A 22,023-nucleotide genomic window follows, 5' to 3' on the forward strand; every position below is an offset into this window, starting at 1 on the left:
GCGCAGCAAAACACAGGGCCTTTTTAAGTTTATCAGTTACTATTAACTGTGAAAACATGTCATTGCGAGCGTAGCGTGGCAACCGCACGGAAGCGTATCCGCCCTGTATAGTATGCGATTGCTTCGTCGTTCCTCCTCGCAATGACATTTTTTTGTCTGATAGCCATTAATACATAAAATTCATCCCAACCGAGTAATTTCTTAACGGTGCCGCATTGTAATAACGGTTACCCACCGCATTCAAATCATTCCCCAGGCTGTATTTTTGGTTTAGCAGGTTATCTGCGGCAGCAAATATTTCAAAGTGTGTTTTACGACCGATGATTGGCTGATAGCTAACCCTGGCCTGTAACAGATTGTATTTTGGAGCATATACAGTGCTGGCATCATTAAGCGGAATTTTTGAAGTAAATGTATGCTGTACAAACAAAGCCAGGTTTTCGGGAAACCTGATCTGCACGCTGCTTACAAATACGTTTTTAGGTACACCGGTTAAGCTATTGCCCGAATAATTAGCATCGGTAACAACATAATCCCTGAACCTGAAATGGCTGTATGTAAATGATTCATTGAACTGTAATCCGCGGATAAAACCATATCGGCTTGGCCGGATGATCCAATAGTATAACGAGGCTTCGGTACCAAGCTGATTAGTACCGCCGGCATTGATGTAATGTTCGGTTTCATCGGCATTAAGGCGACGTACTATAGCGTTGTTTAAACGATAGTAATAAACCGAAGCATCAAGCATAAAAGTTTCATCGCTGTTGCGCAGGCGAAAACCGGTTTCGTAGTTCCAGCCATATTGGGCCTGCAGGCTTGTGTTTACGATGTTGTCGGTCGGCCTTACCTCGGCAGTGGTAGGGCTTGAATAACCGCGACTCACGCTTGCCCGCCAGGCCAGTGCATTAATGATCTGGTATGACAGGGCCAGCCTTGGCATCAATTGTGCACTAAAATTGCGGTTGGTGAAATCGTTTTGGTTAAGCGGATATATGTTCTTAAAATCATAACCATAATCGTTTAAGCTTACTGCAGCCTCAATATGCAGGCGTTTATAAACATCGGCAGCATAGCGCACAAATACAAAATGTTGGTTGGTGTGGATATCATCAACAGTTTGAGTAGTATCCTTTATGCCTTTGTTATTGCCGTAATTGGCAATGTGCGAATTGGTTTGCTGCCATTCAAAACCCAGGTCAACTTTCCAGTCAAGGCTTGGTTTTTTATCACCGCTTAACTCAAAGTAAGTGCGGAAGCCATAGGTGTTTTCGCTGCGTTGTTCATAATTGGTAATGAATGGGTTGGCAAAATCAACATGATTGCCAAATACCGCCAGCACGTTGCGGATATGGTCGTTAAAATGATATTCGTTAGTTAAGCCGCCCAAATACATTTTGGTGGTTATACCTATACGTTGCTGAATGGCACCGGGTAAAGTTGGCGTAGGCTGACGGGCAAGTGTTGGATCTGTATTGTATTGGGCAAGTGTTAAACCGCCAGGTGTTTGATAGGCAAGGTCGGAATAGATACCCAGCGCTTTTAAAGTGTTTTTGCCGCTATAGTTCCAGCTATCTGCCAGTTGCAGGTAGTTGCGGTGCGTATCGCTGTTTTGCCTGTAGCCATGATAGGTTTGGAAGCTTTGGTTAATATTAAGCAGATAATTAGCGGTTTTTAATTGTACTGCTGCTTTTTCATGAAACAAGCCATATGAGCCGCCATTTACGCCGGCCGAAATATAAGTGCTGTCATTATACCGGTTAAGCGGGCTAAGAATCACTACCCCGCCCGAATTAGCTCCAAATAAGCTGCCATCGGGGCCTTTTAAGATCTCAACCTTTTGTATAGAGGCTATGTCAATAGCATTTAAATAACTATTGCCTCCTGCGTCGGTAAGCGGGATATCATCAAAATAGATCTTTACATCCCGCACCCCAAAAGGCGAACGGAGTAAACTTCCCCTGATGGATAAACGATAGCTCCCCGGCGAGCGTTCTTCGGTGCGTACCCCCGGAACAGTATTTAATGCATTCACAAATGAGTTATCGGGTTGGATCCTGAGCTGGGCCGCGCCAAGTACGCTTACCGATGCCGGAACGCTGATAACCGGTTGATCGCTCAGATAGCCTTTTACAATTACCGTTTTAAGTTCAGTAGTGTCTTTTTTAGATGGGATTTTATTTTGTGCATAGGTTGTTATTGTGGTAGCGAGCACCAAAATTATAATGGTAAATGATTTTAACATAGGTAGATGATCAGGGACGTTGTCAAAAATAGGTGTTTATACTTATAAACATATACAGCAGGTTTGTAAATATCTTGATGTTGCAGGCTCTTTTCCTTCTACTTAGAGACTGTTTAAAAACGATACTTTTTGAATGTAGAGACGCATATTTGCGTCTTACGCTTGCAATTTACGGCAGCTAAGACGCTTTTGAAGTCGGCCTATCCTTCGGGAGACGCAATTATGCGTCTCTACAAAAATATTTTCTTTCATTTTTTAATATTTTCTTATAGAAATGAGGAAACCCGGGTTAAACAAAACGCCTTAACAAATTGTTTTTGTTAAGGCGTTTTGTTTAATGACTAAATTTTATGATTAGATCTTTCCAAAGATCTGGGCAAGCTTATTCTCCAGGTCTTCGCCTCTCAGATTTTTACCTATGATCTTTCCGTTAGGATCTAACAAAAAGTTTTGAGGTATGCCGCGTACTGCGTACAGATCAGCAGCTTTACTGTCCCAGAATTTTAAGTCAGATACATGGTTCCAGGTAAGGCCATCTTTGTGGATAGCTGCCAGCCATTTATCTTTAGCATTTGGCCTGTCAAGAGATACGCCAAGAATAGTGAAGTTTTTGCCTTTGTAGGTATTGTAAGCCTTTACCACATTAGGGTTTTCGCGGCGGCAAGGGCCGCACCATGACGCCCAAAAATCTATCAATACATATTTGCCACGGAACGATGAAAGACTGATCATTTTACCGGCTGTATCAGCTTCGGCAAATTCAGGGGCTGTTGCGCCTAAAGCCACGGCTTTTATTTTGGGCAGGCGTTCGGCAAATTTTTTACCTGCTTCGGTTGCTTTAATAGCTGCACTGAAATTGTTGAATAATGGTGCAATATCCACGTAGTCGGCACTGTAAGCGTATGATTCCAATGCGTTAAGGCTCACATATGAATCAGGGTTTTCCTGGATGAATTTTTTATTTACCAGTGCATCCTGATCGTCGATCTTTTTTTCTTCGGCGTTCAGTTCGGCCAGCTGCTCAGGCGTAGCGGTTTTACGTTTTGCCGAAAGTGCTTCATAAGCATCGTTGATAGGCTTTTCGGCCAAATTATATTTTTCGTTATCGTTATTGGTTTTGGTGCCTTCAATTTTTGCGTCAGCAATTTTGTCAGTTGCGGTTACGGTGATGGTACCAGGCTCCAGGTAAAGGGAACGGTAATCTTCTGAACTATGCAGGCCGGTTCCTTTTGGATTGAATAAAATGTATCCACTTAAAGGCGTTGCACCTGTTTTACCGGTAAATTTAAAGTTGCCGCCATTCAACACTGTGGAGTCAACGATGGTTTTACCGTCTTTACGATATTGTACATATACCTTTGCGGGTGCGTCGTAATTACCAATTTTACCCTGAACGGTATATTGGGACTCCTGTGCAAAAGCCAAAGCCGGAACGCTTGCTATTGCTGTTAATGCTATTTTTTTAATTGAGGTCAAGTTCATAACGCAATATAATAAAATTAGCCGGCTATAAAATAACCGGCTAACTCCGTAGCTAATTTGACATAGTTTTGAATATAGCCGCTAACAGGCTATAACATTGAATCAGTTATATTTTCCAAACAATTGTTCCAGTTTGGCATCGAGATCCTCTCCACGTAAATTTTTTGCTATGATCTTTCCCTGTGGATCGATCAGGTAGTTTTGAGGGATGGATGTTACCGAGTACAAGGCGGCTGCCTGGTTGTTCCAGAATTTGAGATCGGATAGTTGTGTCCAGTCAAGTCCGTCACTTTTAATGGCAGCTAACCAGGCCGATTTTCCGTCGGGCCTGTCTAACGAAACCCCAACTACAGTAAAGTTCTTGTTCTTAAACCTTGCATAGTTACGTGCTACGTTAGGGTTTTCCTGGCGACAAGGGCCGCACCATGATGCCCAAAAATCAAGCAATACATATTTTCCCCTGAATGATGACAGTTTCACCGGGTTACCGTTAACATCGTTTTGGATAAAATCCGGTGCTTCAGAACCAATGGCAGTTACTTTCAAGGCCGCAAGCTGTGCCTTCATCATTTTACCGGCCTCGGTATCTCTGATATTTTGAGATAGCGAATTATATAATGGCTCAACTTCGCTAACATCGGGGGCCGGACCGCTTACCGAAGTTAAAGCAAGCAGACTTAAATAGCTATCGGGGTTGGCTGAAATAAAGCTTTTCAAGGTTGTTTTCTGTTCTGTTTGCAATGCTTTATACCTTGCCTGCATGGCACTTCTGAAAGCTGCCGATTTTTGCTGTTCAGGTGTAGCTGCTTTGGCCTCCGCCATCAGTTTTTCGCCTTTTTGGTTGATGGCTTTTAACTGGGCCTGAAGTTTTACATTATCAATATTAAGCTGTGAACCTGTGATCTGTGCTTTATCGATAGAATCTTTACTGGTAATGGTGATAGTACCTTTTTCCAGGAAAAAATCCAGATCATCGGCAGTTTTAGAGATCAGGCCTCCGTTTTCAGCGTATTTGTAATTGCCGTCGATAAATTTTTCCAGCGGTAAACCTTTATAATTTACAGCTATTGTGGCATTAACCGGGTTAATGATAGTACCTGTAAATGAAAATGCGCCATTAACCACATTGGCCGAATCGGTAACATTGTTAGCGCCTAACTGATATGATAAATATACTTTGGCCGGCGTGGTGACATTGCCCAATTTGCCGTTAATAACAAAAGTATCTGTAGCCTGGGCAAGCGCCGTTACCGGCAGCATGGCGGCTATATAAAAAAATAATTTCTTCATTAAAATATATAAAAACTCTACGCTGCTAACGTTTGAGCATGGGTTAAAATTGTGAATATCAATTTAATTTTTGATAAGTACGCCACCAAAGATCGGGTAATTCGCCCGATGTTGCTGTTTTATAATCAGCGTAACTGCAGGGCACCAAGTGAAAACGCTCGTTAGGTGAGCCTGCCGAAGGGTAGGGTACCTGCATCCACCAACGGTCGGACTTTTTGCTTTTTACAAATACCACTTCCTGGTCTTCATGGGTTAAACTGGTTTTGTAGATCAGGTATTGCGATTTTGGATTGAGCGGAAAATCACGCTTGCGGTTATAAAAACCATCAATAAAATACCAGATCATTTGCGCCAGCTGCCAGGCTGTTTGCCCATTACTATCATAGGCCGGATTAAATTCGTAAAAGCCAATAGAAGTGAGCTTATCGTTGAAACCTGCATAACGGCAAAGCTGGCAGGCTTCTTCGCCATAAAAGCCATTTGGCGTGGCATTGGCATTTCCCATGGCATCGGCAGACCGAATGGCACCAATATCAAAACTTACCATACTGGCATTGCGGATGGCTGGTTCGGTAACTGCAACGTTGCCGCTTAGTTCGCCCAGGCGGTGAACGTCAAAATAAAGTTTGTCCATCACCCGTAAACTGTCCTGGCTTACAAAATAGGTTTGATAGCCGAGATTGCTGAAATTAAACAGGTAGTTAGGGTCATGCAGGAATATTTTGTTGAGATAAGAGCCCGATGTGGTTTCGATACTGCCACCGTGATTATCTTCATCCAAATCAAAATGCGAGTCGATCACCACCAGGTCAACCTTTTGTTCAAGTTCCTCATAGCCCAGATACTGAGCATAGGTAATATCCTGTCCCCCGCCTAAAATAACGGGAATAATATCTTTTTTGATCAGCTCGCTCACTACGGTTTTTACTGCGAAGTAGGTATCAGTTACCTTTTCGCCGGCACGGATATTGCCAAGATCGGCAATTTTTACAGAATAGCCGCCTTCATTTAACTGGTATAGTTTTTCGCGGATATAATCGGGACCCAGTGAGCAGCCGGAGTTGCCAACTGCATTACGATCATCCATAACACCAATAATAGCGATGTCCGTTTTCTCTTCCAGATCAGGGAAATCCACAGAGTAATGCACAATTTTATCGCCAAGCTGGCTGGTGTAATAGCCTTTTTTAGGTGCTATCTTTTTAAGATCGATCGGCGTAAAAAAATCAGCTAATGACATAATTGTTTAATGTGCAGATTTCAGATGTGCAAATGTGATTATAAATGTGCGGATTTCAAATGTGCAGATGTGCAAATGATTTTAAGGTATTTTAGATTACATTTTATTGCCTTATAAAGCAGTTCATACCGAAGATGTGCGCATCAAAAATAATCTGCACATTTGCACATCTGAAATTTGAAATCTGCACATGATCTTAATAACAGGCGCAACTGGTTTTCTCGGGGCCGAACTGGCAAAACTTTTGGTAACCACTACCGGCCAATGGATCCGTTGTACCAAAAGGGCAAGTTCAGTTATCCCCAGGTTATTATTGCCTTACCAGCAAAATATCGAGTGGGTTGATGCCGATATGATGGATATTTTCGCACTGGCCGATGCGCTTGATGGTATTACGCAGGTTTATCACTGCGCCGCCTGGGTATCATTAAAGCAGGCTGATAAAAAGCCGATGATCAGCACCAATGTTACCGGCACTGCCAACCTGGTTAACCTTTGCAACGAACGGGGAATAAAGCTGGTGCATGTAAGCTCAATTGCGGCCATCGGCAGTGCAAAGCCCGGCGAGCTAATCACAGAAAATCATCACCTGGAGCAATCAACAGAAAATGATGGATATGCTATATCTAAATTAGAGAGTGAGATGGAAGTTTGGCGTGGCATTGCCGAGGGTTTGAATGCTGTTATTGTTAACCCATCGCTCATCATAGGTGCAAGCGCAGGTACCGAAGGCAGCGGCGCTTTATTCAATACAGTACGCAAAGGACTTAAATTTTATACCTCCGGCACCATAGGTTTTGTTGATGTAGAAGATGTTGCCAAATGTATGGTAGGTTTAATGAACAGCGATAAAACAGCCGAGCGTTATATCATCAGTGCTGAAAACCGTGACTATAAAGGCATGGTTACCGACATAGCGAATGGCTTTGGTATTAAGCCTCCTGATATTTTTGCTAAACCATGGATGATGGAACTGGCCTGGCGTGGAGCAGCCGTTGTGGCAGCCGTTACAGGCGGCGATCCGGCTATCGATAAAACATCTGCACAGGCAGCCTCTCTAACCCGCGAGTTTGATAATTCAAAAATAAAAAAGGCGATAGGGTTTGAGTTTAAGCCGGTAAGCAAAACGATCACCGAAATTTGTGAGGCGTTAAAATAGTGTTGAATATTAACGGTTAACAGGAGGCACCTACGGAGCCGGCACTTTGGATGGTTTTTTCTATAAACACGATACTCCTACGGAGTTTTGAAAATAATATTTGACGCTCCGTAGGAGTATCGTGTTTATAGTTGAAATTACAAAATCAAGTCAGACTCCGTAGGTGTCTCCTAATATTAAAGCGATTTCTCCATTTTTAATAAGGGTAGCGCGATAGTTTAATTTAAACTACAAACTCCCTATACTTCCTCAGCAAATTTTTTTGCACCTTTGCACGCAAGATGGAACAGTACTTTATTATTGATTTCGACAGCACCTTTACACAGGTTGAGGCCCTTGATGAACTGGCCCGTATATCGCTCAAAAATCGTCCCGACCGCGAAGATATTTACAAGCAGATAGAAGATTTGACCAATGCCTCAATGGAAGGTAAACTATCGTTTACCGAAAGTTTAGAGCGCAGGGTGAAACTGCTCAATGCCAACCGCGATCATTTAAAGCAACTGATCAGCCATCTTAAAAAGAAAGTTTCTACCTCTTTTTCACGTAATACCATCTTCTTTAAAAATCACCAGGACGAGGTTTTGATCGTGTCAGGTGGTTTCAAAGAGTTTATTACCCCGGTAGTAACCGAATACCACATTAAAAAAGAAAACATCTACGCCAATACTTTTGTGTTTGACGAGGAAGGCAATATCATAGGCTATGATCGCGAAAACCCGCTTTCGCAGGAAGGCGGTAAAGTGAAGCTGTTGAAAGAACTTCAATTACCGGGCGATATTTATGGTATTGGTGATGGTTATTCTGATTTCCAGTTGAAGGAATCGGGCATGATCAAAAAGTTCTTCGCCTTTACGGAAAATATCGAACGTAAATCGGTAGCAGAAAAAGCCGACCATATCACCCCAAGTTTTGACGAGTTCCTTTACTTGAATAAACTGCCGCGAGCTATCTCTTATCCTAAAAACCGCATTAAATGTTTGGTTGTGGGTAATGTTGATGAAGATGCTTTAGATCAGCTTAAAAAAGAAGGCTACAACATGCGTCACCGCGAAAGTGTTGAGGAAAAATATCTTGAAGAAGCCGGTGTGTTGTTTTGCGATGAAGAGAATCAACCAAGTGCCGAGCAGGTTCAAAACGCTGGCAGGCTAAAAGTAATAGGCGTTTTTGGCAAATGTAACCGCAAGCTGGCCGATGCCGCTGTTGAAAACGGGATCATCATATTTGACGATCCGAGGCATAACCCGCACAGCAACGACTTTCTGCCTAAAAGGGTAATGGCTTTCATGAACGAAGGTAAAACACATACCAGCTGTAATTTTCCGGATTTGCAGCCGCCACGGGTTAATAATGCACACCGTTTAATTCACATCCATAAAAACGTACCGGGGATCCTGGCTAAGATCAACGATGTATTTGCCCGCCACAATATCAATATCGTGGGCGAGTTCCTGGTTACTAACCCGCAAATAGGCTATGTAATTACCGATGTTAATACAGGTTATGATACCGAGGTACTGAATGAGTTAAAAGCCATTGAACATACCATCAAATTCAGGCTTTTATACTAATGTTTCGCTTCGATATAAGGTACAACCAATACAGGGATTAATGATTTGTTGATCACCTGTTCGGCAACGTTACCTAAAAAAAACTTATCGATACCTGTGCGGCGGTGCGTACCTAAAACTATAAGGTCGGCATCAAACTCTTTGCTGCACTCTATAATGCCATCGGCGGTTGAGCCATAATGTGTAAAGTGAGCTATTTGCAGCCCTTCGCCCCATTCTTTTGCGGTTTGGTTGAGTAATGTGGCAGACCGCTCGGTTTGTAATGTTTCCAATTCCGTTCCCGGCAGGTTCAAATTAGGTTCAAAAGGGGTACCAAGCAGGCCGTCCTGTGTATCAACTGGCATTACAACAGGCTCAACTATATGCACCAAACCAACTTCGGCGCTATAGGTATGCGCTATATCAAAAGCGTAGGACGCTGCATAACGTGAAAATTCGCTTTCGTCAATGCCGATGAGTATCTTCCTGATCTTCATAATAATATTGTAAGGTTTGTATCCATATAACAACCTAATACGGATATGTTTTAGCAGCATACTATTTTATTACCTTTGAAACATGCATTTCTCTCCCGAAATTGAAGACCGATTAAACCGCCTGCAGGAAAAGTACGAAGCCATGGGCCAGGATATGAATTCATACCTTGATGGTTTACTTTATGCCGATTTTTTAACCTATTGGGATTATATCCACCTGGATACCTTGCTGAGTTTACAAAATCCTAAAACGCCTTTTCCTGACGAGGAGATCTTTATCATTTATCACCAAATCACCGAACTTTATTTTAAGCTTGCCCTGCATGAGTGTAAGCAAATTGCCGAAGCGAGCCCGCTGACCCCTGAATTTTTTACCGCACGCTTAAAACGCATCAACCGGTATTTTGGTGCTTTGACACACTCGTTTGAAATTATGGTTGATGGGATGGAGAAAGAACAGTTCCTGAAATTCAGGATGTCTTTATTGCCGGCAAGTGGTTTTCAATCAGGCCAGTATCGTATGATTGAGATCTATGCTACTGATTTTATAAACCTGGTTGCTAAAGATAAACGCGACGAATTGCAGCATGATACCATTGAAGAACAGTTTGAATACCTGTACTGGAAGTTTGGTGCAACTGAGCTATCTACCGGCAAAAAAACGTTAACGCTTAAACAGTTCGAAAAAAAATATTCAAAAACGTTTATAGAACTGGGCAAGGCTGCTGCTACGCATAACTTTAATACATTGGCCAAACAGTTTGAATCAGCTTCGCAACTTACAAAGGAGCTGCGTAACGAGTTGCGCCAACTGGATATTAACGTAAACGTTAACTGGCCACTTTCACACTATAAATCGGCAGTGCGCTACCTTAACCGCGAACCTGAAGATATTAAAGCAACGGGCGGTACCAACTGGCAAAAATACCTGCCCCCGCGTTTTCAAAAAAGGATCTTTTATCCATGGGTGTGGACAGAGGATGAAAAGGATAACTGGGGCAAAGCCTGGGTTGATGACGTGCTGAGCGGTGTTTAAGGTTCGCAATTGTATTGTCAAAATGATATTTTAATGTGTGATAATCACCATTTAAGCTTGTGTTTTTTTGGCATAGGATATAAAAATGCCTAACTTGCCATTTTCTATTATTTATTAATTTATAATGCCATGACCGAGACATTGGACATCAAGATCAGCAGGACAACTGCTTCCCGTTTGCAGCAAACGGACTTCGACAACTTACCTTTTGGAAAAACTTTTTCTGACCACATGTTTGTGGCCGATTACGCAGACGGTGAATGGAAAAATCTCTCGGTCATTCCCTACGGCGAAATTGGTCTCAGCCCAGCTATTTCAGCACTTCATTACGGACAAGCGTTTTTTGAAGGCCTGAAAGCCTATAAACATGCTGATGGAAAAATTACCGTTTTCCGTCCGGATAAAAATGCGATCCGTTTCAACAAATCGGCCGAACGCCTTTGTATGCCAACCTTGCCCGAAGAGATCTTCCTGCAAAGTATAGCTACAGTGGTTGACCTTGACCGCGATTGGGTACCTTCAAAGCCAAACCATGCTTTGTATATCCGTCCGTTTATGTTCGCTACGGATCCTTACCTGGGTGTAACACCGTCTTCTACTTATAAATATATGGTATTGGTTGGCCCGGTTGGTCCGTACTTTTCAAAACCATTACGTGTTAAAATTGAAACACATTATACCCGCGCTGCCGAAGGTGGTATGGGCTACGCTAAAGCTGCCGGTAACTACGGAAGCTCTATGCTGCCTGCCCGCAAAGCAACCGAAGAAGGTTTTGATCAGCTGATCTGGACTGATGCTAAAGAACATAAGTTTATTGAAGAAATGGGCGCAGCTAATGCTATGTTCCTGTTAGATGGTAAACTGATCACCGCCGAAGCAAAAGATACCATATTAGACGGCGTAACCCGTGATACGGTTATTGCTTTAGCTAAAGAGTGGGGTATTCCGGTTGAAGAACGTAAAATTTCGGTAGCCGAGATTGTTGAAGGTGCTAAAAATGGTAAGTTGACCGATGCTTTTGGTGCCGGTACTGCCGCTACTATTGCTCCTGTAGCTTCAATCAGCTATGAAGGTGAAGAATATTTCCTGAGCGATCCGAAAACGCGTGAGTTTTCGAACAAGGTATTTGATACACTTGACGCTATTAAATATGGCTTAACACCAGATACTCGTGGTTGGAACTATTTGGTTAGCGAATAATTTTCTGCTTCATATAAAATGCAAAACGCCCCGGATTTTCCGGGGCGTTTTGCATTTTATATGTCTCCATGTCATTGCGAGGAGCTGTATGGGTAAAAGCATCTGGCGCGACGTGGCAATCTCGTAGCTATGCATATCGAATATGCAAAGCCGTTAAGCATAGCTACGAGATTGCCACGCTATCGCTCGCAATGACATGATTTGTTTAAAAGGTTTATATCTTAAAAACTACACCCAGCCGCAGGTGTAATTCCTTCTTTATCCATTGCTAATGATGGTTTGCCTTTTTTAAAGGTTACTATCCAGATGCTGTCGAAATCATTATCCGGCCATTGCAGGTCTTTAACTTTAAGGCCGAGGGCTTTTAGTATGGGTTTTATCTGGCTGTGCTCCCAAACGATAAGAATTGTTCCTTTTTTGGAGGATAATTCATTGGCTACACTTCCGGCATCCTCTTCCTGAAATTTACTGTTGATAGTCAGGTTATATTTTACCGCTAATGGAGACACAGTTTGAAACATTCTTGAGCGCGGGGTGGATTTGCCCAAATTCAAGGCCGGTACATAAATGTAATCGGGCAGGCCAAATTTGGCCTTTAAAACCTCGGGTAGTTTGAGCGAACGGTTAAAACCGGCGCATGAAAGGTTGTCGCCCGCATCAGGCTTTTCGGCATGACGAATAAATATCAGTTTCAGGTTTTTTCCCTGTCCGCAGGCGGTTAGGCTTGCCCAGCCGGCTATTAAAAAAAGTAAAAGCAATTTTTTTATCATGCCGGTTGTTATTGGTGTTTATTCTACGGAAACTGTTAAACCTTCCTGCTGAAGGATCTTGCGGTAGATCTCCATTTCGGTAAAGGAGCCTTCAAGTACGGCGCATTTGCCTTCGTTGTGTACTTTCCATGCTATCTTTTCGGCTTGTGGCTCAGAGTAATCCAGGTATTTCATCATGCAATGGATCACGTGGTCAAAAGTGTTAAAATCATCGTTCCAGAGTATTAAACGATGTGTCTCTTTAAGTCCTGCAAGTAACTCTTCGAGGGTAAATGTTTCTTCCTGTACTTCGGTTGGCATACGTAACTACAAATTTACTCAAAAACAATAATAAAAGTGTTAAAATCGTGTTCCATGGTCTTAAAAATCATGTTACACATAACCCCTAAAAAATTTCACATGAAAAAAGCATTCCAGGCTTTTGTTTTAACATTAGCTGCACAATTTTTGGCAGCTAATCATTCATCCGCTCAAAACGCAAAAAATATCCTTCAAGGGCCGCCTGTTAATATTACTGTTGATGGCGACCTGAAAGAGTGGGGCGATAGCCTGCGTTACTATAACGAAGAAAAGCGGCTGAACTATGCATTGGCCAACGATAAAGATTATCTGTATGCTGCTATCCGGGTTAGTGACAGGCTTGATAAAATCAAAGTACTGAACGCTGGCATTACACTAAGCATTGATCCTAAAGGAAAAAAGAAAGATAGTTTTATGTTAACCTTTCCGTTGGCGGCCCCGGGCGATAAGCCGGATTTTGCAAAGCCAAAAGATGATAATGGCGAAATCACCCAGGCAGATCGTGATGAGCTGATGCGCGAGCGTATAACCAAGCTGCGATATATTAAGGTTGTTGGGTTTAAGGACATTGAAGATGAGATGATCACTACATCAAATACATACGGCGTTAAAACAGCTATAAATTATGATGCCAATGGCGATCTGGTTTATGAAGCCGCGATACCGTTAAGTTTTTTTCATGCAGGTAATGACACCTTTAGGAGCGAATGGTCCTTTAACTTTAAGATCAATGGCTTTCAGCGTCCAACCGGCGGTGGTGCAGAGGGGGGCCAGGAGGGCGGAGGCTTTGGAGGCGGTGGCGGCCGCGGTGGAAGAGGTGGTGGTATGGGCGGTGGCCGGGGCGGAAGAGGCGGCGGTCGTGGAGGCATGGGCGGCGGTGCAGGACGCGGTGCCGCTGGTGGTTCGGGCGAAATGTCAAAATCAGTTGATTTTTGGGAGAAATATTATTTGAGCAGCAAATAAGTTTGTTTCAAACTATAAAGTCCGAAAGATTTAAATAACATTAATGCTTAAATCTTTCGGACTTTATAATTTCGCGCTTACGGCTTTCCGCGCCTTATTCTACCTTATACCTGTAAACCTGCCTGCCCAAATTGCCATCAACATCAATGCCTTCAATAATTACACGGTATACGCCTTTAGCATCGGCATTAAAAAAGCTCATTGATGTATTGCCATCCTTATCTGTTAACAAGCCGGGTGCCCAGTAAATGGTGCTTCGAAGGTCCTGCATTTGGGTATTAGTTTTAGGATCATCATATTTAGGCGAATAAAACTCCCGCGCTTTATAATACCCTTTAGGCGCATAAGTGACAATGCCCGGCGCATATTTGTTATAAACTGTTTCTCCTCCGCGTTTGGTAGTGATCACTAAAACGCCACCTGAGCCTCTTGACCCATAAATTGCTGTGTTGCCTATGGTTCTTAATACCTCAACAGTAGCTACATCACTCGGAGTAAGGTTGTCCAGAAAATCAGAGTCAACATAAGTGCCGTCCAGAATGATTTGCATGGGGGTTCTTGGACTGCGGTTTGAATAGGGGACCCCATTCCTGAACGTTACAAAATTAAGCCGGCCCTGCAATACCTGTGAAAGCAAGCCGCCTCCATACATCAAGTCTTTACTGGTAAGTGTTTGATCTGCATTGCCCGCTCCGTTTAGGTTAGCTGAATTTTTAAAAGGGTTGTCCCGTTTCTCGCGGATCACTACTTCTTTCAATACAATGGTATGATTGCCTATGCCGTACTTTACCTGCTCATCATATAGTTTTTTACTATTTAAAAGATAGGCCGATGCACCATCGTTGATGTTAACCTGTATATCGGGTGCATTTTTATTAGGACCTACGGGCTGTGGGGTTACATTGTCCAGCGTAATGTCGAGATTTTTACGGTCTTTGGCTGTACGGGCCTGGATCACAAATTTGACGCTGTCCCTAAACACAAGGTCTTTAAAAGTGAACTTACCTTCAGCATCTGCAACAGTATCAATAATAAAAGTTCCACCCGATGTTGAAAACAGGGTAACCCTGCCATTAGCTACCGGTTTGCCGCCAAATGTTTTGAGGTGCCCGGTTACTTCTAATGTTTTTTCTGGCTTGAAAACTATCGGTGTGAATTTATCAGCCAGCAGTTGTTTCCATTCAAAACGATGATATCCCTGGGTAAGCATCAATACATCAAGATTGGCTTTGGTTTCGGTATTGATATTTGTAAAATAATAGTTGGGCTTTTCGATATATCCTTTAAGGTCTGAAGTAAGCAGCAATGTTGAGAATATCGAACTTTCATTTATCTCGTTGGTAGTAACTTTTGACTCATCAATAACCGATGCCGAAAAGCTGCCCACAATAGGTTTATCTTCGCTGTTTTTAGCATTGAGGTTGATGGTTACTTTTTCGCGCGGTTTATAGCTTTGTTTTTCTGTTGTTACAGCAAGCTTAAGCTGGTCCGGATTTTGAACAAAAATGAGGCGCTCGTTCAAAGGCTCGCCAGTTGCCGAAAAAAGGGTAAACTGTACTATGCCCGACGGGAATTTATTTTTAGGTATGGCGGCCGAAAAAGACGTTGCCCCGTCCTTGCTTTTACCTGCATAGCAAAGTTCGCCGCCTGATTGTGCTATGAGTGTTAAACCCGATAATGAAGCAGCGCCGTTACCAGTATTTTTGCCGGGGATAATTGATACAAATACCTTATCATCACGCATGCTGTTAACGCTTAATAAAAAACCATTATCAACTGCTTTGGGTAAGTCAAAAATGCCTTCAGAGCCATCGGCATAACTAATATGTGCCTTGTAGGTTTTACCGCTTTCGGGTTCAAAGGCTACGATACCCATGCCAAAATGACTTTCGCCTAATTGAGTGATCTGGTTATTTTGATCATCGGTGATAAATCCCTTTATGTCGGCCCCCAGCCCATCAGCACCAACAGCTTTAAAGGCTACTTTTTCAAAAACGCCATTAATTAAATTACCGCTTTCGGGGAAAAACTGAACATCTACCTTGCTTGATATTGTTTTTATAGGTACGGCCTTAGCAACAGTATGTTTGTCATCAAGCTTAACCTCGGTATTAATATGCCCTGTGGTGATGGAAGCCTGCAGGCCGTTAATAAAAGTGGCCGTAAGGTTACCTTTATCATCTGTAACGCCTTTTCCTCTTGATACAGATTTTCCGTTTAGCTCAACTTCATAGCTTACGGGTTTGTTAACGTAAGCCACGCCATTGAGATCGGTATAGGTAATAATGGCAGTTACTTTTTGCTTGCCATTTAATGTACTGTAAGTATAGGCTGTTTTGGTGAATACTTTGTTACTGATTCCATTTACCACGGTAATAGTTTTATCGAAGAAATAAGCCTCTCCTTCGTTACGCATCCAGTTGGTATAAGCACGGATCCGGTAGTTTCCTTCGGCCATGCTATCGGCCAGTGCAAAATCACCTGCGGCCAGGCCGGCTGTTAAAGGGAGTTTTAGACTGCGTTTTACCGAGTCGTTATCGTCAATAAGGTCAACATTAAGCGTTTCGCTGTAAGCCGAAAGTTTATGTTCACTACCGATAGTGACATATGCTTTAAACCAGATATCCTCGCCAATGGCATAAGAGGGTTTATCAAAATGAAGATAAACTTTTTCCTGCGGATGGTCGGTACGCCATTTATCAAGTTGCGCAATGATTTTTGTTACCAGTTCATCATCGGGTTTTACAAAAGCTAAAATAGCACCAATAATAAAGGTGATAAAGATCCCAACCGATAGGCGTTTGAAGTTCATAGAAAGAAAATCTTGAACTACCAAGGTACGTAAAAAAGTATTTACGCTTTTATAACAAGTGTATTACTAAGTTCTAAGTCTGAAGTCGTGAGTTTTAAGTCTGAAGTCGAAAGTCTCAGGTACTAAGTCTGGAGTTGAAGTTCGATTTTCTACAATTAAAACGTAATACTTAAGACTTTCGACTTAGAACTTAGTCCTTAAAAACTACCATTTATTTTTCCACATCATACTCTCAACCGGACGTGTAGTTGGGTTGTTGTATTTAGCGTTTGCCTTACTGTTGTATAATGTTTCAATATCCCCTTCAACCACAAAATAAATAAGCTGGCCAATAGGCATGCCGGGATAAATACGTACCGGCTGGGCACATGAAATTTCAAGGGTCCAGGTATTGCAAAAACCAACATCCCCTTTACCTGCCGTTGCATGAATATCAATGCCTAAACGCCCGGTGCTTGACTTGCCTTCTAAAAACGGTACATGGCGATGGGTTTCGGTATATTCCATAGTTACGCCCAGGTATAGTGTATTGGGTTGCAGCACAAAGCCATCTTTCGGAATTTCAAAGCCATCAATCTCATTATGGACCTTAGCATCAAGAACACGGTTGCGGTAAGTAGCCAGGTATTTGCCCAAATGCACATCGTACGAGTTGGTACCCAGATATTCGCGGTTAAAAGGTTCAATAATTATATGGCCTTGTTCAATTTCTTCGAGGATGCGCTTGTCAGATAGTATCATACGGGCAGGTTGTTGCTGGCGCTAAATTATGAAAATTAGCCCAATTGCGGCCTGCTTTTATGAACAATATCGCTCTGTAAAATACGTTCAGTTAACGCGGAAACAGTTACTAAACCTAATATAATTCAGCTGATTATGAATATGTAAATACGCTTATACAATTTAATTTTTTTTGACATATGTTTGCAACCTATTTTGCAATTTTACTCTTATGGCAATAGCATACAGGCAGCGTATAGATGATGATACCGAGTTTGCACTCTGGCGTATTGAAGAGGAGGCTACAGACCTGTATAGCCAGTTACAACTTGATCAGCAGGAAAAGGATTTTGTAGAAAGCCTGAGCAATGGCAAACGCCATTTGCATTGGTTGGGTACACGGGTGCTGCTACGCAAAATGCTCCATACCGATGAGTATATTGACTGCAAAGTTGATGAACATGGTAAACCTTACCTGGTAAACCTGCCTTACCATATCTCTTTAAGCCATTCATTTGATTACGCGGCCGTAATGATCAGCAAAACGCATAAGGTTGGGATAGATATTGAACAGATTAAGCAAAAGGTTGAGCGGATTGCCAACAAATTTATGCGTAAAGAAGAATTAGCATTTATAAACGGCCCGCAAAAGATCGAGCAGTTATACGTTTGCTGGTGTGCCAAAGAAGCTGTTTACAAATGTAATGGGCAAAAGGAGGTTTCATTTGCGGATAATATTTTTTTGGAACCTTTTCAATTTGAGCACCACGGCGTAGTGGATGCACAATTGCATAAAAAAAATAATATTACTGATTACACTGTAGGCTATATGCAGTATGAAGACTATATGATAGGCTACGTAAAGGGCGAACAATGAAAAACAAAAAAGTATTTTTTCAGGATTGGGGCCTGATCGATTACCAGCAAGCCTGGGATAAGCAGGAAACTATTTTCAGCGAAACGGTTAAAACCAAAATAGAAAACCGCAACCGTGAAACGGCTTATGAAGCGGCAGCGAAAAGCGCCGGGACCACCATTGCTTACGATACCATTGAAGCCGACGAAACTTTTAACTACCTGGTATTTTGCGAACATCCGCACGTATACACCCTTGGTAAAAGCGGTAAACCCGAACACTTATTATTGGATGAGGAAGGCCTTAAAGAAAAGGAGGCTGTTTATTATCCTATAAACAGGGGCGGGGATATTACTTATCATGGGCCAGGGCAGATCGTATCATACCCAATCCTCGACCTGGATAATTTTTTTACCGATATACACCTGTACCTGCGTACACTGGAAGAGGCGGTGATCCTTACCCTGGCTGATTTTGGGCTGAAAGCCGGCCGTTATGAAGGTTATACCGGTGTTTGGTTTGATGCCGATAATGAAAAAGCCCGTAAAATATGCGCTATGGGCGTACGTTGCAGCCGCTGGGTAACCATGCACGGGCTGGCGCTTAACGTAAATACCGACCTTAGTTATTTTAAAAACATAGTGCCCTGTGGTATTGATGATAAAGCTGTTACTTCCATGCAGCAGGAGCTTGGCCGGCAGGTTGATATTAATGAAGTTAAAAAAATCCTTAAACACCATATTTCCGTACTTTTTGGTATGGAGATATTATAATGAAGGGAGTATTTTTAAGTTTACTAACAGCAGTTGCGCTATCGGCCTGTGCCGGCAAAAACACACCGGCACCGGTAAGTTATAACCCTCCGCCAAAACCAGTTACAGTGATACAGGATACCTTAACATACCTCGCCCTCGGCGATTCATATACCATTGGCCAGTCTGTACCTCCGGAGCAGGCATTCCCCAACCAACTGGCTAACCAGTTAAGTGGTTTTAAAATAAATGCGCCAACCATCATCGCCCGCACCGGCTGGACAACCGATCAGCTGATTGAGGCTATTGATAAAAGTGATATCAAAAACAATACTTATGATATGGTGACCCTGTTGATAGGTGTTAATGATCAATACGGGGGACTGAGCCAGGAAAATTACCGTATTAAGTTTGAACAGGTTTTAAATACAGCCATCAAATTTGCAGGCGGCATCCCTGAGCATGTGTTTGTATTGTCGATACCTGATTATGGCGTTACTCCTTTTGCTCATGGTAATGATGCTGTAATAGGGCCTGAGATAGATCAGTTTAATGATATTAACCGTAAAATAAGTGCCAGCGCTAAAGTTAATTATGTTGAAATTACGGTCATCTCCAAATTGGCGGCAAATGACCTTACATTACTGGCAAGTGATGGTTTGCATCCGTCAGGTAAAATGTATGGAATGTGGGTTGATAAATTGAAAGCAGATGTAGGCGCTGTTTTTGCTAAGAAATAAATTGAAAATGCGATTTGTTTTTTGATGACAATTGTCGTAAATTTATAGTCAATTTACAAATGATGCTATGAGCAATCCAAAGCCCTATAAATTTCTTGATGACGATGACGTTAATTTAACCTTTATGGTAAGGGAAGGGATTTCATTTCCTTATCTTACTAAATTATCAAATCATATTCATTTTAATATAGACGACTGGGCTTCATACCTTCATCTTTCCGAGCGGACTATTCAACGTTATAAGAAGGAAAATAAAACTTTTGATCCCATCTATTCTGAAAAGATAGTAATGATTGAGTTGCTTTATAAGAAGGGTATCGAAGTTTTTGGTGACGAAAATAAATTTTATGCCTGGATGGATTATAAAAGTATTCCCCTGGGTGGAGTAAAGCCTAAAGAGCTTTTGGATACAGCTTTTGGTATCAATATGATCCGCGATGAACTTGGGCGGATTGAACACGGTATACTTGCATGATCGTTTATCGCTTAAGTAAACAAGCTTACATTAAAGACTTAAGCGGCAGAGGTGCCGAACTAAACGGCGGCCGATGGAACAGTAAAGGAACCGCTGTAGTTTACACTTCTTCATCACGTGCATTGGCTGTACTTGAAGTTGCCGTACATACACCGCTTGGGTTTATCCCTTCTGATTATTTTATGGCAACGATTGAGCTGCCCAACGATTCAGCGATTTTTAAGCTGGAAGTTGATCAACTCCCCGAAAAATGGAACAGTAACCCGCTGATAAAAGCAACACAACAAATAGGGGACAGCTTTGTAAAAGCCAGTAAATATTTGGCCCTGCAAGTACCATCGGCAACTGTTGCCGGCGATTTCAATTATCTGTTAAATCCTTTGCATCCCGATTTTAAATCAGTAAAAATTATAACTGCCGATTTTTTTGAATTTGATTCAAGATTGTTTAAAAAGTAACAATTAACACTCCGGCAAACTGATTGGGATATTGATCGCTAACCCGCCGTCGCTTGTTTCCTTATATTTTGAATTCATATCCAATGCGGTTTGCCACATGGTTTTTACCACTGCATCAAGGCTTACTTTGGCTTTTTCCGGGTTGCTTTGCAGTGCAAGCTGTGATGCTGTTATTGCTTTAATAGCTCCCATGGTATTACGCTCAATGCAGGGTACCTGTACCAACCCGCCAATAGGATCGCAGGTAAGGCCGAGGTGATGTTCCATGGCTATTTCGGCGGCCATGAGTACCTGGCGCTGTGTGCCGCCCATACATTCTGTTAAAGCTGCTGCAGCCATGGCTGATGATACACCAATTTCAGCCTGGCAGCCGCCCATCGCTGCCGATATGGTAGCACCTTTTTTAAAGATACTTCCAATCTCGCTTGCGGTAAATAAAAAGTTGATGATCTTTTGCTCGGTATTACCCTCGCAAAAAGCAATGTAATATTGTAACACGGCCGGGATGACACCCGCTGCTCCATTGGTTGGCGCGGTAACTACACGGCCAAACGAAGCGTTTTCTTCATTAACAGCTAACGCAAAACAACTTACCCAATCTAAAGTGTTTTTAAAGCTATCGCCCGTATTCCTGATGGCAACAATCCATTCGTCGTAATTACTGTATTTATTATTGCCGATAAGCTTAGCGTTTAATTTAGCTGCGCGCCTTGCCACATTTAACCCGCCGGGTAATTGACCGGTTGTATGGCAGCCCCTGTAAATACACTCCTTTAACGCTTTGAAAATATTTAACGCACCTGCGCGGGTTTCCTGCTCACTGCGCCAGGCCAGCTCGTTTTCGGCAACAACTTCCGAGATTCGGAGGCCCGTTTTGATGCACCAGTGCAGCAGGTCGGAGGCTGTATCGATAGGGAATGGCAGGTCTACTTCGGCTTTCGATTGGCCCGAATCGCCTTCTTTAACCACAAATCCACCGCCTATAGAGTAGTAGGTTTCTGATATAGCTTTACCGGTATTTAAAAACGCCTGGAAGGTTACGGCATTTGGATGGTAAGGCAAACTTTCATTAAACAGAAACATTAAATCTTCTTCGGCATAAAAACTTACCGGTAGCACACCACCTAATATCAACTGGTGCGAACTTTTGATGTGCGCAATTTTGGGCGTTACCTGATCAACCTCAAAAGTAACAGGGTCATCTCCGCTCAGGCCAAGCAGTATGGCTATATCGGTGCCGTGCCCAACCCCCGTTTTGGCTAATGAACCGTATAATAATATCTTAACTTGCTGCACAAGAGGTAAGACCCCCAATTGCTCAAGCGACTGTACAAATTGTTGCGCGGCACGCCACGGGCCAAGCGTATGTGAGCTTGACGGGCCTATGCCTATCTTAAACATATCAAAAACCGAAATCTGTTCTCTTTGCATCAGGGCCAAAATTAAGGATTTATTACGATTGCATGCTTTGTAATAAA

The 22,023-nt window shown here is 42.5% G+C and carries 20 protein-coding genes; 10 read left to right on the forward strand and 10 right to left on the reverse strand.

Annotation, left to right across the window (positions count from 1 at the left end; genetic code table 11):
* Window positions 1-166 precede the first annotated feature (166 nt).
* The 4 genes from MTO98_RS03560 to MTO98_RS03575 all read right to left on the reverse strand — a co-directional run bounded on the left by MTO98_RS03560 (window position 167) and on the right by MTO98_RS03575 (window position 6,257).
* Window positions 167-2,245 carry a TonB-dependent receptor gene (locus MTO98_RS03560; RefSeq protein ID WP_243485256.1) on the reverse strand — a complete coding sequence of 693 codons (2,079 nt, stop codon included), beginning with the start codon at window positions 2,243-2,245 and terminating at the stop codon, window positions 167-169.
* A gap of 354 nt (window positions 2,246-2,599) precedes the next feature.
* Window positions 2,600-3,727 carry a TlpA disulfide reductase family protein gene (locus tag MTO98_RS03565; protein ID WP_243485257.1) on the reverse strand — a complete coding sequence of 376 codons (1,128 nt, stop codon included), beginning with the start codon at window positions 3,725-3,727 and terminating at the stop codon, window positions 2,600-2,602.
* Between the two features lie 102 nt (window positions 3,728-3,829).
* Complete coding sequence (locus MTO98_RS03570) at window positions 3,830-5,017, reverse strand: TlpA disulfide reductase family protein (protein ID WP_243485258.1); 1,188 nt, start codon at window positions 5,015-5,017, stop codon at window positions 3,830-3,832.
* 58 nt (window positions 5,018-5,075) lie between these two features.
* Window positions 5,076-6,257 (reverse strand): formimidoylglutamase, encoded by a 1,182-nt coding sequence (locus MTO98_RS03575; RefSeq protein ID WP_243485259.1) that lies wholly within the window; start codon window positions 6,255-6,257, stop codon window positions 5,076-5,078.
* Between the two features lie 190 nt (window positions 6,258-6,447).
* Here MTO98_RS03575 and MTO98_RS03580 point away from each other — a divergent pair, with 190 nt between their 5' ends.
* The gene (locus MTO98_RS03580) at window positions 6,448-7,416 is read left to right on the forward strand and encodes an NAD-dependent epimerase/dehydratase family protein (protein ID WP_243485260.1); all 969 of its coding nucleotides are present in this window, start codon (window positions 6,448-6,450) and stop codon (window positions 7,414-7,416) included.
* A gap of 281 nt (window positions 7,417-7,697) precedes the next feature.
* Complete coding sequence (locus MTO98_RS03585) at window positions 7,698-8,987, forward strand: HAD-IB family phosphatase (protein WP_243485261.1); 1,290 nt, start codon at window positions 7,698-7,700, stop codon at window positions 8,985-8,987.
* On the opposite strand, the gene MTO98_RS03590 is transcribed toward MTO98_RS03585, so the two are convergent.
* A complete protein-coding gene (locus MTO98_RS03590) occupies window positions 8,984-9,463 on the reverse strand; it encodes a universal stress protein (protein WP_243485262.1) in 480 nt (159 codons plus the stop codon). The two genes, MTO98_RS03585 and MTO98_RS03590, sit on opposite strands and share 4 nt — an antisense overlap.
* A gap of 82 nt (window positions 9,464-9,545) precedes the next feature.
* On the opposite strand from MTO98_RS03590, the gene MTO98_RS03595 reads away from it, so the two are divergent.
* Both MTO98_RS03595 and MTO98_RS03600 read left to right on the forward strand, forming a co-directional pair.
* A complete protein-coding gene (locus MTO98_RS03595; protein ID WP_243485263.1) occupies window positions 9,546-10,499 on the forward strand; it encodes a tryptophan 2,3-dioxygenase family protein in 954 nt (317 codons plus the stop codon).
* A 129-nt stretch (window positions 10,500-10,628) separates the two neighbouring features.
* Window positions 10,629-11,699: a branched-chain amino acid aminotransferase gene (locus MTO98_RS03600; protein ID WP_243485264.1), complete on the forward strand. Its 1,071-nt coding sequence runs from the start codon at window positions 10,629-10,631 to the stop codon at window positions 11,697-11,699.
* 221 nt (window positions 11,700-11,920) lie between these two features.
* Here MTO98_RS03600 and MTO98_RS03605 read toward each other — a convergent pair whose 3' ends face one another.
* Both MTO98_RS03605 and MTO98_RS03610 read right to left on the reverse strand, forming a co-directional pair.
* Window positions 11,921-12,469, reverse strand: coding sequence for a histidine phosphatase family protein (locus tag MTO98_RS03605; RefSeq protein WP_243485265.1), 549 nt, complete (start codon window positions 12,467-12,469; stop codon window positions 11,921-11,923).
* A gap of 18 nt (window positions 12,470-12,487) precedes the next feature.
* Window positions 12,488-12,769, reverse strand: coding sequence for an ATP-dependent Clp protease adaptor ClpS (locus MTO98_RS03610; protein WP_112568816.1), 282 nt, complete (start codon window positions 12,767-12,769; stop codon window positions 12,488-12,490).
* Window positions 12,770-12,868: 99 nt separating this feature from the next.
* On the opposite strand from MTO98_RS03610, the gene MTO98_RS03615 reads away from it, so the two are divergent.
* Window positions 12,869-13,732 (forward strand): hypothetical protein, encoded by an 864-nt coding sequence (locus tag MTO98_RS03615; protein ID WP_243485266.1) that lies wholly within the window; start codon window positions 12,869-12,871, stop codon window positions 13,730-13,732.
* Window positions 13,733-13,826: 94 nt separating this feature from the next.
* On the opposite strand, the gene MTO98_RS03620 is transcribed toward MTO98_RS03615, so the two are convergent.
* Both MTO98_RS03620 and dcd read right to left on the reverse strand, forming a co-directional pair.
* A complete protein-coding gene (locus MTO98_RS03620; RefSeq protein WP_243485267.1) occupies window positions 13,827-16,544 on the reverse strand; it encodes a carboxypeptidase-like regulatory domain-containing protein in 2,718 nt (905 codons plus the stop codon).
* A 204-nt stretch (window positions 16,545-16,748) separates the two neighbouring features.
* Window positions 16,749-17,285, reverse strand: a complete 537-nt coding sequence (dcd, locus tag MTO98_RS03625) for a dCTP deaminase (RefSeq protein WP_243485268.1) — start codon at window positions 17,283-17,285, stop codon at window positions 16,749-16,751.
* A gap of 211 nt (window positions 17,286-17,496) precedes the next feature.
* Here dcd and MTO98_RS03630 point away from each other — a divergent pair, with 211 nt between their 5' ends.
* From MTO98_RS03630 to MTO98_RS03650, 5 genes are all read left to right on the forward strand, one after another.
* Entirely contained in the window at window positions 17,497-18,141 is a 645-nt protein-coding gene (locus MTO98_RS03630; protein ID WP_243485269.1) for a 4'-phosphopantetheinyl transferase superfamily protein, read from the forward strand.
* A complete protein-coding gene (lipB, locus tag MTO98_RS03635; protein ID WP_243485270.1) occupies window positions 18,138-18,893 on the forward strand; it encodes a lipoyl(octanoyl) transferase LipB in 756 nt (251 codons plus the stop codon). Before MTO98_RS03630 ends, lipB begins: the two co-directional genes overlap by 4 nt.
* Complete coding sequence (locus MTO98_RS03640; protein WP_243485271.1) at window positions 18,893-19,612, forward strand: SGNH/GDSL hydrolase family protein; 720 nt, start codon at window positions 18,893-18,895, stop codon at window positions 19,610-19,612. Before lipB ends, MTO98_RS03640 begins: the two co-directional genes overlap by 1 nt.
* A 67-nt stretch (window positions 19,613-19,679) precedes the next feature.
* Entirely contained in the window at window positions 19,680-20,087 is a 408-nt protein-coding gene (locus MTO98_RS03645) for an antitoxin Xre/MbcA/ParS toxin-binding domain-containing protein (RefSeq protein WP_243485272.1), read from the forward strand.
* A complete protein-coding gene (locus MTO98_RS03650) occupies window positions 20,084-20,545 on the forward strand; it encodes an RES family NAD+ phosphorylase (RefSeq protein WP_243485273.1) in 462 nt (153 codons plus the stop codon). Before MTO98_RS03645 ends, MTO98_RS03650 begins: the two co-directional genes overlap by 4 nt.
* Before the next feature lie 3 nt (window positions 20,546-20,548).
* On the opposite strand, the gene MTO98_RS03655 is transcribed toward MTO98_RS03650, so the two are convergent.
* Entirely contained in the window at window positions 20,549-21,976 is a 1,428-nt protein-coding gene (locus MTO98_RS03655; protein ID WP_243485274.1) for an L-serine ammonia-lyase, read from the reverse strand.
* Window positions 21,977-22,023: the final 47 nt, after the last annotated feature.

Source organism: Mucilaginibacter sp. SMC90 (assembly GCF_022811725.1).
Taxonomy (GTDB): domain Bacteria; phylum Bacteroidota; class Bacteroidia; order Sphingobacteriales; family Sphingobacteriaceae; genus Mucilaginibacter.